13 protein-coding genes and 1 tRNA gene are annotated in these 11590 nt (G+C 39.4%); 8 read left to right on the forward strand and 6 right to left on the reverse strand.

Going from position 1 to position 11590, the window contains the following annotated elements; all coding sequences use genetic code 11:
- The first annotated feature begins 5 nt into the window (after window positions 1-5).
- From ACYTXL_RS19465 to ACYTXL_RS19475, 3 genes are all read left to right on the forward strand, one after another.
- Window positions 6-90, forward strand: a tRNA-Ser gene (locus ACYTXL_RS19465).
- An 89-nt stretch (window positions 91-179) separates the two neighbouring features.
- Window positions 180-368, forward strand: a complete 189-nt coding sequence (locus ACYTXL_RS19470) for a hypothetical protein (RefSeq protein ID WP_461926180.1) — start codon at window positions 180-182, stop codon at window positions 366-368.
- Window positions 365-667, forward strand: a complete 303-nt coding sequence (locus ACYTXL_RS19475) for a type II toxin-antitoxin system RelE/ParE family toxin (protein WP_461926181.1) — start codon at window positions 365-367, stop codon at window positions 665-667. Before ACYTXL_RS19470 ends, ACYTXL_RS19475 begins: the two co-directional genes overlap by 4 nt.
- 135 nt (window positions 668-802) lie before the next feature.
- On the opposite strand, the gene ACYTXL_RS19480 is transcribed toward ACYTXL_RS19475, so the two are convergent.
- Window positions 803-1288 (reverse strand): hypothetical protein, encoded by a 486-nt coding sequence (locus tag ACYTXL_RS19480; RefSeq protein WP_461926182.1) that lies wholly within the window; start codon window positions 1286-1288, stop codon window positions 803-805.
- Window positions 1289-1329: 41 nt separating this feature from the next.
- Window positions 1330-2502 carry a helix-turn-helix domain-containing protein gene (locus tag ACYTXL_RS19485; RefSeq protein ID WP_461926183.1) on the reverse strand — a complete coding sequence of 391 codons (1173 nt, stop codon included), beginning with the start codon at window positions 2500-2502 and terminating at the stop codon, window positions 1330-1332.
- A gap of 199 nt (window positions 2503-2701) precedes the next feature.
- On the opposite strand from ACYTXL_RS19485, the gene ACYTXL_RS19490 reads away from it, so the two are divergent.
- The 3 genes from ACYTXL_RS19490 (at window position 2702) to ACYTXL_RS19500 (ending at window position 3970) form a co-directional block, all read left to right on the forward strand.
- Window positions 2702-2968, forward strand: a complete 267-nt coding sequence (locus ACYTXL_RS19490) for a FitA-like ribbon-helix-helix domain-containing protein (RefSeq protein ID WP_334953491.1) — start codon at window positions 2702-2704, stop codon at window positions 2966-2968.
- Window positions 2965-3339: a type II toxin-antitoxin system VapC family toxin gene (locus ACYTXL_RS19495; RefSeq protein ID WP_461926184.1), complete on the forward strand. Its 375-nt coding sequence runs from the start codon at window positions 2965-2967 to the stop codon at window positions 3337-3339. Before ACYTXL_RS19490 ends, ACYTXL_RS19495 begins: the two co-directional genes overlap by 4 nt.
- 157 nt (window positions 3340-3496) lie before the next feature.
- Window positions 3497-3970 (forward strand): acyl-CoA thioesterase, encoded by a 474-nt coding sequence (locus tag ACYTXL_RS19500; RefSeq protein ID WP_461926185.1) that lies wholly within the window; start codon window positions 3497-3499, stop codon window positions 3968-3970.
- A 66-nt stretch (window positions 3971-4036) separates the two neighbouring features.
- On the opposite strand, the gene ACYTXL_RS19505 is transcribed toward ACYTXL_RS19500, so the two are convergent.
- The 3 genes from ACYTXL_RS19505 to menA are packed head-to-tail and all read right to left on the reverse strand — an operon-like array spanning window position 4037 to window position 7470.
- The gene (locus ACYTXL_RS19505) at window positions 4037-5419 is read right to left on the reverse strand and encodes a 2-succinylbenzoate--CoA ligase (protein ID WP_461926186.1); all 1383 of its coding nucleotides are present in this window, start codon (window positions 5417-5419) and stop codon (window positions 4037-4039) included.
- Window positions 5404-6558, reverse strand: a complete 1155-nt coding sequence (locus tag ACYTXL_RS19510) for an o-succinylbenzoate synthase (protein WP_461926187.1) — start codon at window positions 6556-6558, stop codon at window positions 5404-5406. Before ACYTXL_RS19510 ends, ACYTXL_RS19505 begins: the two co-directional genes overlap by 16 nt.
- A gap of 15 nt (window positions 6559-6573) precedes the next feature.
- Window positions 6574-7470, reverse strand: coding sequence for a 2-carboxy-1,4-naphthoquinone phytyltransferase (menA, locus tag ACYTXL_RS19515; protein WP_461926188.1), 897 nt, complete (start codon window positions 7468-7470; stop codon window positions 6574-6576).
- A gap of 308 nt (window positions 7471-7778) precedes the next feature.
- On the opposite strand from menA, the gene ACYTXL_RS19520 reads away from it, so the two are divergent.
- Both ACYTXL_RS19520 and ACYTXL_RS19525 read left to right on the forward strand, forming a co-directional pair.
- Window positions 7779-9194: an isochorismate synthase gene (locus ACYTXL_RS19520; RefSeq protein ID WP_461926189.1), complete on the forward strand. Its 1416-nt coding sequence runs from the start codon at window positions 7779-7781 to the stop codon at window positions 9192-9194.
- Window positions 9195-9275: 81 nt separating this feature from the next.
- Window positions 9276-9779 carry a GNAT family N-acetyltransferase gene (locus ACYTXL_RS19525; protein WP_461926190.1) on the forward strand — a complete coding sequence of 168 codons (504 nt, stop codon included), beginning with the start codon at window positions 9276-9278 and terminating at the stop codon, window positions 9777-9779.
- 63 nt (window positions 9780-9842) lie between these two features.
- Here ACYTXL_RS19525 and ACYTXL_RS19530 read toward each other — a convergent pair whose 3' ends face one another.
- A complete protein-coding gene (locus ACYTXL_RS19530) occupies window positions 9843-11150 on the reverse strand; it encodes a glutamate-5-semialdehyde dehydrogenase (RefSeq protein ID WP_461926191.1) in 1308 nt (435 codons plus the stop codon).
- Window positions 11151-11590 lie beyond the last annotated feature (440 nt).

Raw genomic sequence — 11590 nt, forward strand, 5'->3', positions numbered from 1 at the left:
TTACTGGAGAGGTGGCAGAGTGGTCGATTGCGTCCGACTTGAAATCGGATGAGGCTAAAACCTCCGGGAGTTCGAATCTCCCCCTCTCCGTTGAATGAATGTTGTTATCAAATACCACAGCTGTTTTGCATCTACAATATATCCAAATTGATGCACAAACACTATTTGGTTAACTACTGATGAAAAATCTCAACATTAAAGAAGAAGCCCGCAAATTGATTGACAAGTTGCCAGAAAATTCCACATGGGATGATTTGATGTACCAAATTTATGTTCGGCAAACTGTTGAAGCTGGACTAGCGGATAGCAAAGCTAGTAATGTTATTTCTATACAAGAAGTGCGGAAAAAATTTGGATTACCAGAGTGAACGTTTACTGGACAGCAACAGCAGTAGAAAATCTCTCAGCAATTTATACTTATATTACCCAAACTTCTCCACAGTATGCGGCAAGGATAGTTGACCGGATTACTAGGCGTTCTGAACAGATTACTAGTTTTCCTTTGTCAGGTAGAATTGTGCCAGAGTTTGAAACTGAGCAAATCCGAGAAGTTATTGAAGGTTCATATAGAATTATTTATTACATTAAACCAGAACAAATTGATGTACTGGCTATCATACATGGTTCACAGCAAATTACATTGAGTTCTGTGGATGAAGAATGTTGAGTTTCACTTTGTTTGACACAACGTACAGGCTTTATGGAAACTTAACGAAGACACACTTGAGCTAATTACGTTATGTAGTTTTGCAATCTAGGACAAGTCGCCTGTTAACACCCAAAATTAAAACCTATGTAAATATTACTCTCCAGCCATCCATCGTCTTCTTGCACATTCATGGGCTAAATCTTCGTATTGGAAATTAAATTTTTTTGCACTTAGTGTTGCTTGTATAGACCGTAGCTCATGATCGAACAACCAAGAAGTTAAATAGCCCTCAAACAAAATATCGAACAAAGTTATTACACTTCCTGGTGGCATTGAAACGTAACGTTGAATATAATCAATAGCATTTTTATCATCAGTCATAGCTTTAGCACCAAGACGTTTTGCTACTACGAAACAAGATAATTCTGCATCGCTTGCTTGTTTTGATTTAGGAATATTTGCCATTTCTACAAGGTCATCAATCTCCAAAGGATAAGGATATATTTCACCGCTACCTACCAAATTTAAAAAATAGTCACGGCTATCTGCGTGTCCTTTTTCAAATTCTAACTGTACATATATTGTAGTAATAACAGGATAATTAAGCTCTTTAAGAAGATAAAAGCGTTGTATATACATTCAGTGAATAATTGCACAGGTATCAATAGCAATATTACATTTCACAGTGCAACCACCTTTAAAAATGTTCTAAAATCATTTAATATTTCGTATCCTTGCTCAAGTGGTAATGACAACATTTCTAATAGCTTGTGATAGGTTATTCCTCCTCGCCTATATGCTTCTGTACACAACTCAATAAAATACCAAGAAAGTCCATGACGAATAACTTGTGTTAATCTTTCTTTTTGTCCTATAGATAAATCGCGCGGAATCTCAGGATCAATCTTATCTTGAGATTTAATCACCATTTGCCTTTCATTGAATAATCTCTGTTTCAAATCTTCATCAACCCAATTCATCTCTACAAGACTAATGATGACGACTTGAGAGCTAACTTTAAATCGTTTGGCAATTTGCCGAATTATATCTATCCAAATTTCATATTCTCTCACTGGGTTATATTCCGATTTTATAAGCTCCTTAGGAAGTAAAAAATTACTAGCAAAGCTGTTAGCCCGCCACTCAAAACCATTAGTATTTTTATTTAGATAAGTGACCTCTTGCCCAATAGATGAGTCAAACAAAGCATGGCAGTATTCATGAGCAGCAGAAAAGTTTTGACGGTAGAGGTCATCAAGGTAGTTGATTAGGATGCAGTTGCCTGCTGTAGGATGATATATATATAAGCCTGAAATATTACGGTCTTCTAGTTGACGTTTGAACACATGAATACCTTGGCTTCGCATTACATCAAAGACATTTGTAATTGGCAATAATCCCAAGCGAAGACGATCTCTTTCAAACCTCGCAGCTTCTGCACCTTGTCTTTTGAAATTATTATGGTTGAATTGGTGTAGACCGTAGTTTGGAATAGGATTGAAGGTCTTTTGCAAAACCTCTTGTTCTAAGAAACTTTCATATTCACACAATCGCACAAACTGTTGAATTGCGATTCGATCATTTTTGGATAGTGATGAGTTGAGGCGGAACATTTCTTGTATCTGGGATTCTGCTGAAGGATAATCACCAGTGACAAAATAACGAAAATCGCGCTGATATAGAGATGCTAGTAAGACAACTTGATCACCGGTTGCTTTCTTTTGACCTAATTCCAATTTCAAGTAGTCTTCAGCACTCATTTGAAGTCTAATCGCTACTTCTTGAGTATTAAACAGTAAGCTTTCACGTGCTTCTCGTAGCTTTTTACCTAGCAATACATAGTCGAATGTCATAGCTAAACTCCGCAACTAGCTGGAAAGCTTTTGACAACCACAAACTCGAAACTGTAGCTTTGTGTTCTATAATATACCTTATTTTTTCACCTATTACACTATATAAAAGTTTTCTTGACACTGATCAAGCGATCGCCCCACTCCCCCTTTTGCTTGCATTGTGCTATCATTTTCATAAATTCTACTTTGAGGTAAAGCGATGGCTACCCTTTATGTAAGAAATTTACCTGATGATTTGTATGCAAAGCTGCAAGAGTTAGCAGTTTCTCAGCACCGTTCAATTAATGCCCAAGTCATAACTCTGTTAGAAGAAGCTTTGAAAACGGAAACACAGCAAACGGAAGAAGAAAGACGAAAAAATGTCCCAAAACTTCTAGAGGAAATGCGTCTTCGCCGTGAACAGCTACCAACTGATATCGAATGGCCTGACAGCACTGCCATGATTAGAGAAGATCGGGACAGATGACAATTCCTCTTAGGTGCGTCGTGGATGCCAGTGTGTCCGTTAAGCAATTTATTCCTGATCCGCTAACAGCCAAGGTTAATCAACTGTTTGCTCACCTTGCCTATCCCCAGACAGAAATCTTTGTACCTGACTTATTTTACATTGAGTGTGCAAACGTTTTATGGAAGTATGCTCGTGCGGGTAGTTACAATGTTTCTCTAATTCAAGGCAATTTAGCTAGTCTCAAAGCTTTACCCTTGCGTGCTGTCTCCACAGCTGACTTGATGGCGGATGCAGTTGCTGATCGCATTAAATTATGGAATCTCCGCTTACGATGGCTCTTATGTCGCACTTTCACAGCAGGTAGGCGCTATGCTGACTCTCGACGGTAAGCTGGTAAAGGCAATAGCCGCTTCGTCTTACAATGTTTGCTCGTTTAATGACTTCGAGGTTCCGCCGTTGGAGTTAATGTAGAAGCGATCGCCTAATTAGTTTGCAAAGCAGACTTATTACCTACTATTTCTCTTTTTGAATTTCAAATTATCAAAAATGCCTTTTACTTACAACCGCACGGTTCGCTTTCAAGATACTGATGCTGCTGGAGTAGTTTATTTTGCTAACGTTTTGGGTATTTGCCATGAAGCTTATGAAGAATCTTTAGAGGCATCAAGTATTAATATCAAAGATTTTTTCACGAATCCGTCTGTGGCTTTCCCCATTGTTCATACTAGTGTCGATTTTTTGCGCCCTATGTTTGTCGGGGACAAGTTGCTGATTAGCTTAATTCCCCAAAAAATAGGTGTTGATAAGTTCGAAATTACTTATGAAATTACTGTGGGTGAGGTGGTAGTTGCTAAGGCTATTACTCGCCATGTTTGTATTGATGCAAGTAGTAGAAGTAAGCATGAATTACCTGATGAGATAGTTCAGTGGTTGGAAACGAACCGCAGAGACGCAGAGAAGCCAGTGCGTTGCGGTGAATCCAGCGCTGTAGGCGGGTTTCCCGCCGTAGGCGACTGGTGAACCCGAAGGGGGGTTCCCCCCGTTGAAGCAACTGGCGCGGCGCAGAGAGAAGAAAGTCGAGAGAGATTATGTGATGGTATTTTGGAGGAATTCTGTGGCTATTTGCTGTAGTTGTTGGCGGTTAATTTTACCTTGTGAGTTACGGGGTAAGTTTTGCTGGGGAATCCAATATTTAGGGATTTTAAATTTGCTGAGTTTGTCTTTGAGTAAGGCTTGAATTTTTAAGGCAGAAGTATCTGATTGTTTGGGAATATAAATCGCTGTTAATGCTTGTCCCCAGTGTTTATCTGGGATGCCGATGACACAAATATCAGCAACCATTTGAGTTGCTTGTATTGCGGATTCAATCTCTGCTGGATAAATATTTTCGCCACCTGTAATAATTTTGTCGCTGCTACGTCCGACTATATTTAAATGACCTTGGTCGTCTAAAAAACCTAAATCATCTACTTGGAAAATATCCTGATTTTCTCTGGTTTTAGGATAGTAACCAAGGGCTAAAGATTGAGCATTAATGGTGATATTTCCGATTTGATTTGAATTTAAAATCTCGCCTTGCTGATTGCAAATAGTTACTTTTGCATGGGGAAGAATTTGACCACTGCTAATTTTACCGCTCAGAAAATCATCTGGTTTGAGGGTAGCAATTTGAGAGGCGGTTTCTGTCATGCCATAGGTAAGTGCTAACCGGATGCGATGAAATCTGGCTTTTTCTAGTAGTTCATTCCATGCTGGCGCACCTCCCAAAAGTACAGTATTAAATTGGGATAGCCATTCAGTTAATTCGGGATTTTCTAAAAGACGTTGTAACTGTGTTGGTACTAAAGATATGAAAAATTCTGATTGTTTAATATTTAATATTTGACCTGTTTCTAATGCTTTGAATGGTAGTATAGCCAGTTTACCTCCGGTGGTGAAAGAGCGCATAAATTGCATTAAACCGCTAACGTGATATAGCGGTAATACACAAAAAGAATTAACTGGCTTTAGTTGAAAGTATTCGGTAAATCCTTTTACAGATGCTATGAGAGTTTCCCAAGTGTGCATGACGAATTTCATCTGCCCCGATGAACCACCTGTGGAAATCATGATGCTATTGGGAATTGGGCATTGGGTATTATTCCCATTCCCCATGCCCCATGCCCCATGCCCCATGCCCAAAATAATATCTGGCTGTACTAAATCAAAGACTTGTTGCCATTCTTGTGTTCGCGAGTCGGGGTTACACAGAAAAACTGGACAATTAGCTGCACAAGCGGCAATAAAACTTGCTAAAAATCGTAATGGTTCGCGTTCGGCTAAGATGATTTTTGGTGGTGTTCCATACGCTGATATCTGTGTTAGTTCTAAATACAATTCTTGAGCTATTTTATTAAAATGATGGCTGTTGTAACCGATAAGCCAATCATCCTGAGCAAGGTTATTAAGACAGTCTAAAGGTCGTTCCATAAACTTTGAAGCCACGTATCTTCTTGTTCAAAAAAATGGTCGATGCCAAAACCAATTGCCCTGTTGTTTCGGGATAATTCGGCTGCTAGCTTGAGTGCTGCAAATCTTGCGATCGCAGTTTCAAATACTGATGAGAATACAGTATCAATTTGATGCTGGTGGCAAAACTTTCTCAAACGAGATGGTGATCCAACTATTCCAGGCTTTATGACAAAAATACCTCGCCAACCTTCTTGATGACAGGCGGCGAGTTGTCCAAGTGTGGCAACAGATTCATCTAAAGCGATCGCAGTTTCATAACTCATACTCAATTCCAACATCTGCTGAAATTGCTCAACGGGTAGCGGTTGTTCGATAAATTCAATTTCTAGGGGTAGTTCTCCATTTGCCTTGAGATTGTCGCAAGTCCACAGCCATAAGTTAGCTTCTTCATCGCTGAGTCCACCGTTGGCATCTAATCGCAGTTTTGTAGAAGCTGGTAAGGTGTGTATCAGTGACTGAAAAATTTCTAGTTCATCAGCGATCGCATACACTCCAATTTTCCACTTAAACGTGCGATATCCCTGCTGCCACAAGGTTTCCCATTGATTTAAAGCCGCTTCCCCAGATGCTAATAAGCCACTGTAAAATTGGGCATGGGGCATTGGGCACTTGTACTGACTTGTACTGACTTGTACTGAGCGGCGTCGTTGGCGCAGCCTCTCGTAGAGAAGTAGCGACGTCGTTGGCGCAGCCTCTCGTAGAGAAGTAGCGTTGCCGTTGGCGCAGCCTCTCGTAGAGAAGTATGGGGCATTGGGCATGGAAAAGAATTCACTCCCTAGTACAGACGCGATTAATCGCGTCTCTCCCCATTCTCGCGCTGACTCAAAGCCAAATTGACAAGCAGGTAACTCATCGGGGATGGAAAAAATTATCTCGTCTGTGATTTCTGCTGGGAGTTGGCGACAAAAATCTAAGGCTTGTTCTTGGGTTTCGGAACCAAACCAGCTAATTGGGGCAATTTCTCCCCAGCCGACTTTACCTGATTCATCGGTGAGACGGAGGATAATGCCCTGACGAATATCCCAGTTACCGTGATTAGTGCTAAGCGATCGCACAAATCTTCGCTGATAAGGACGAAATTTAAATTGATAACGCATCAATTAATAATTTTACTAAAGCATAAATCCCAGTCCAAACAACAAGCAAGCCCAGAAATGCACGGCTACGGCGATGAATTTACAGTTACTAACTTTGTCCGGCTGGTTGTGATTTTCTTGGACGTGGCGGCATAATTTGAAAGCAAAGGGTAAACTCACCCAACTCAGCAATGTCCAAGGTGGAGAAATTCCCAATAGCACAAATAGCAAGGTGAGGGGATAAATGCTACCAGTGAACCAAACTAGGAGTTGGGCACCTTTTTGGGTTCCTAGACGGACGATAGGCGATCGCTTGCCTGCTGCTATGTCATCCTTAACTTGGTGAAAGTGTGAACAAAACAAAATTAAGGTTGTGGCAATGCCGACAATCACTGAAGCTGCTAAACTTGTCATTGACCAAGTTTGGGTTTGGCTGTAGTAGGCTGCCTCCACTGCTAAGGGGCCAAAGGCAAAAAAGCAAAGAATCTCGCCTAAACCCTGATATCCTAAGCGAAAGGGAGGCCCTTGGTACATATAGCCTAAGCCACAGCAGAGCAAAATTATACCGATAACAGTTAGGTCTTGTTGCCAAAAGGCGATCGCTACTATGCCCAGCAACCCCAAACTTAAACACAAATTTCCTATCCAAAATATTAATGGCTTATTGCCTGTTAAGTTCACCAAAGAATGGTGCTTATTTTGATCAATACCCGTTTCGGAATCAAAGACATCATTAGTGATATTTTCCCAGGCAAGAATTAAGATTGCCGCAGTTACAAAAGTAGAAAATACTACACCATTAAAAATTTTAGTTTCGGCAAATGCTACTGCTGTTCCTACCCAAATGGGCATAATGGCAACGCTATACATTGGCGGTTTAATCGCTGCCATCCATAACTTAGTGTTGGGATATAAAATCTGCTTGGTAGTCATCAGTTGTGATTAATTAAATTCCCGGAATATTACTCACACTTGATATTTTACGATGTAAAGAGACGCTAGATATTCATGAGGTAAAAACGACTGTCACTTTTACTGTGGCTCGTTAATCTTACATTGTTAACACTCCACCCTCACGGTTACAGCCCAAGGCTGGAACTGGCTTGTTAGGGTCTATGAACACCACAAACAAGACAAATTCTACGCTGGTGAAATGACAACTTAATATGTTACCTGTAGAAATATGACCACGATTAATTACACTTTAGGAAGTTAACTTAAAAAAAATTTACTATATATCCATGACAGTTTCACCATGTCGTAGCAACCTCTTTGTAGACCACAAAGATTTATATCAATTTTTGGTAGCAGTGCAAGAAAAGTGCGTCAAAAATAATTGCAGGCAAATTGTCAGTATCTCTCAGGAGATCGATTTAGTTGACCCTTTACTTGTATTTGATCAACTTACACAAGCAAATGAAATAAATTTTTACTTTGAGGACAAAGGTAAAGGAGAAGCGGTCGCCGCAATTGATGCTGTAACAAAATTACACATTGATGGTGCAAACCGTTTTACTCAAGCAGAATATTTTATCAAATCTTGTCTAAAAAAAATAATTAATTTTGGTAACGCTAACCTACCTTTTTCTGGGCCTCACTTTTTTTGTTATTTCAGTTTTTTTGATAAAAATACTCAACTAGATTATCCATTTCCATCTGCTACCATCTTTCTTCCACGTTGGCAAGTAGCTGTCAAAAATCAGCGTTGTATATTAGTAACAAATCTAATTATCAATGCAAATGTAAATATTGAAAGGTTGTTGGAGAATGTGCAAAATAAAATTGATTTTATCCAATCTTTAGAATATTACTCTGTTAATATTGATTCTTTCCCAGCAAAATTATCCCAAAAATCCGTCACGAATGCTGCTCAATTTAAACGTTCAGTAGTATCAGCTTTGGATAAAATTCGCTCTAGTCATTTAAGTAAGATTGTATTGGCAGATATATTAGATGTCAAATCAAGGAATCAGTTTAACTTAGTTAAATCTTTAAATAATCTTAGGCAAATACATCCTAACTGTTATATTTTTTCTATAAGTAATGGCAAAGGACAAAACTTTATTGGTGCCAGTCCAGAAAGATTAATTAGTATTAATAATCAACAGTTGATTACTGATGCTTTAGCTGGTTCTGCACCACGAGGTAAAACCCCTGCTGAAGATGCAGCTAATGCCAATGACTTACTCAATAGTGAAAAAGAAAAGCATGAACATTCGCTGGTACTTGATTTCATTACACAACGCCTATCCCAGCTAGGTTTATTACCTCAAATATTAGCACCTCGCCTACGACAATTATCTAACATCCAGCATTTATGGACACCAATAAGTGCTACAGTTCCTACTAACATACATCCATTAAAGATTGTCGCACAATTGCATCCTACACCAGCCGTTGCAGGTGCATCACAAGATGTTGCTTGTGCCGAAATTCGTCGTTATGAAAGCTTTGAAAGGGGTTTGTATGCTGCGCCTCTGGGTTGGATAGATTCTCAGGGTAACTGCGAGTTTATTGTGGGAATTCGTTCCGCATTAATTGATGGCGATCGCGCGAGATTATATGCTGGTGCTGGTATCGTGGCTGGATCTGATCCTCACAAAGAGTTCGCAGAGGTGCAGCTTAAACTTCAGGCGTTACTTAAAGCCTTAGTTTAAAGAGACTTCCAAATTAAAAAATATCCTAAATATTTCTCTGTATGAAAGCATATTTTTTAGTTCCAGTATCGTAGATGCTTTATGAAAATAGAAGTAGTAAAAGCTACTCAAAAACAGAAGTCAGTTCTGTGTAATTTAATGGAACTATACCAGTATGACCTGAGTGAGATAGAAGTTAAAGATGTAGATGACTGCGGCTTGTTTGGCTATCGATATCTTGATTACTATTGGAAAGAACCTGAACGGCACCCATTTCTAGTTAAAGTTGATGAGAAACTGGCAGGGTTTGTACTTGTTAATCAGCACACTTACCTTCATAACAATGCTAGGTCTATTGCTGAGTTCTTTATCCTCAAGAGGTATCGAAGTCAGGGCATTGGTGAACGGGTAGCTACTCAAATTTTCGACCAGTTTCCCGGCAGTTGGGAGGTACGGCAGACTGCTTTTAACTTAGGCGCACAAGCTTTTTGGAGCAAGGTAATTAGTCAATACACTAATGGAGCTTTTAACGAGGTTTTCTTAAATGATGATCGATGGCATGGCCCAATTAAAACTTTTGACAATTCAAATAAAGTATTAAGATAAAAAATACACCGGATAAATCGGTGTATTTCTAGGATTACTAGAGCATATACTTTTGATAATGTTTTACACTAAATCCTGATGAGTAAAAGCTTTAGCATTAGCCCCGGTGTAACTAGCTACAATATGGCCATCGCCAGTCATTTGATATTTGTATGTGACTAATCCTTCTAAACCAACGGGGCCACGGGGAGGCATTTGTTGTGTACTAATTCCTACTTCTGCACCAAAACCATAGCGGAAACCATCAGCAAATCGGGTAGAACAATTGTGGAATATATTGGCTGAGTTTACCAGTCCAAAGAAAGTTTCAACAGATGCTAAATCTTCAGTAATAATCGCATCGGTATGACGAGAACCGTATTCGTTAATATGTGCGATCGCATCTTCTATAGAATCTACAATCTTGATCGACAAAATAAAATCGCTGTATTCTGTTTCCCAGTCTGTTAATGTTGCAGTTTTGATGTTAGGTAAAATTTCTAAGGTGCGTTTATCACCCCTTAATTCCACATGGTGTTCTTGCAAAGCCTCAGCAACTTTTGGTAAAAATTCTCTGGCAATTGATTGGTGAACTAGCAAAGTTTCAATCGCATTACAAACAGCAGGATATTGCGCTTTGGCCTCGACGGTAATCGGAACTGCTTTAGAAATATCGGCGGTTTTATCTATATAAAGATGACAAATCCCATCGGCGTGACCTAGTACCGGAATCCGCGTATTTTCCTGCACAAAGCGCACAAAGGAATTAGAACCTCTAGGAATAATTAAATCCACATATTTATCTAATTTCAAAAGTTCCAGAGTTTCTTCTCTAGTTGTCAGCAATTGTACCGCATCGGGGTTAACAGCAGTATGAGATAATCCCTGTTTAATTGCCTTAACGATCGCTTCACAAGAACGCACAGCTTCCTTTCCACCTTTGAGGATTACACCATTACCCGATTTGATCGCCAAAGAAACAATTTGAATCGCCGCCTCTGGCCGGGCTTCAAAAATAATCCCCAAAACCCCTAAAGGACAAGTGATCCGCTTGAGAATTAAACCAGTGTCAAGTTCGCGGTGAATCTGTATTTTACCGACTGGATCAGCTAGCTTACCAACATCTCGTACCCCAGCGATCGCATCTCTTAATTTATGTTCATCTAATTGCAAGCGTTTATAAAGTGGTTTTGGAATTCCGACCGAAGTAGCAGCTTCACAATCAGCAACATTTGCTTGTAAAATTTCATCTTTAGCTGATTCTAAAGCTTGGGCGATCGCCACAAGTGCTTGATTTTTGGCATCAGTGGAGAGAATCGCTAGCTTACTTGCACCTTGGCGGGTTTGTGCGGCGATCGCAATTAGGGGAGAACCAATATCAAGAATAGTCATAGTACAAATCTTTACCTTTTCGTCATCTTATCAATGTGAGTTGATTATTGGTTATTGTCTTCCTCCAATCGGGTGAACCATCTGGGTAATCAACAATTACTCTGATCGGGTGAAGTCAGACTGGGTTCAAAAGATTTATTCTGTGATTATCGAACACAGGCAAATTAAAGGTAGTCAATTCACAGTCATAAAAGTATTGTAAGTATTATTACAGATATTATTCCCAAATCTTAAATATGATTTATGCGTTAACCAGACTAGAGAGACATAGTAATTTATGTTTCTCTAGTCTTTTCCTTAAGTAAATAATTTATACTGCTATTATTTAAACTTTTAGAAAATTGTCGTAGCGATCGCGGGATCTATTGACTTATGAGCCTTCTTTAGCAAGTTGGGCTTTTGCCTGTTGCCAGAGAGTTTCTAACTCATCCAAACTGTAA

The organism is Nostoc sp. (genome assembly GCF_054880495.1).

Coding starts and splice junctions, on each gene's coding strand:
- ACYTXL_RS19470 (WP_461926180.1), top strand. CDS start 180: ATGAAAAATCTCAACATTAAAGAAGAAGCCCGCAAATTGATTGACAAG.
- ACYTXL_RS19480 (WP_461926182.1), bottom strand. CDS start 1,288: ATGTATATACAACGCTTTTATCTTCTTAAAGAGCTTAATTATCCTGTT.
- ACYTXL_RS19485 (WP_461926183.1), bottom strand. CDS start 2,502: ATGACATTCGACTATGTATTGCTAGGTAAAAAGCTACGAGAAGCACGT.
- ACYTXL_RS19490 (WP_334953491.1), top strand. CDS start 2,702: ATGGCTACCCTTTATGTAAGAAATTTACCTGATGATTTGTATGCAAAG.
- ACYTXL_RS19495 (WP_461926184.1), top strand. CDS start 2,965: ATGACAATTCCTCTTAGGTGCGTCGTGGATGCCAGTGTGTCCGTTAAG.
- ACYTXL_RS19500 (WP_461926185.1), top strand. CDS start 3,497: ATGCCTTTTACTTACAACCGCACGGTTCGCTTTCAAGATACTGATGCT.
- ACYTXL_RS19505 (WP_461926186.1), bottom strand. CDS start 5,419: ATGGAACGACCTTTAGACTGTCTTAATAACCTTGCTCAGGATGATTGG.
- ACYTXL_RS19510 (WP_461926187.1), bottom strand. CDS start 6,558: ATGCGTTATCAATTTAAATTTCGTCCTTATCAGCGAAGATTTGTGCGA.
- menA (WP_461926188.1), bottom strand. CDS start 7,470: ATGACTACCAAGCAGATTTTATATCCCAACACTAAGTTATGGATGGCA.
- ACYTXL_RS19520 (WP_461926189.1), top strand. CDS start 7,779: ATGACAGTTTCACCATGTCGTAGCAACCTCTTTGTAGACCACAAAGAT.
- ACYTXL_RS19525 (WP_461926190.1), top strand. CDS start 9,276: ATGAAAATAGAAGTAGTAAAAGCTACTCAAAAACAGAAGTCAGTTCTG.
- ACYTXL_RS19530 (WP_461926191.1), bottom strand. CDS start 11,150: ATGACTATTCTTGATATTGGTTCTCCCCTAATTGCGATCGCCGCACAA.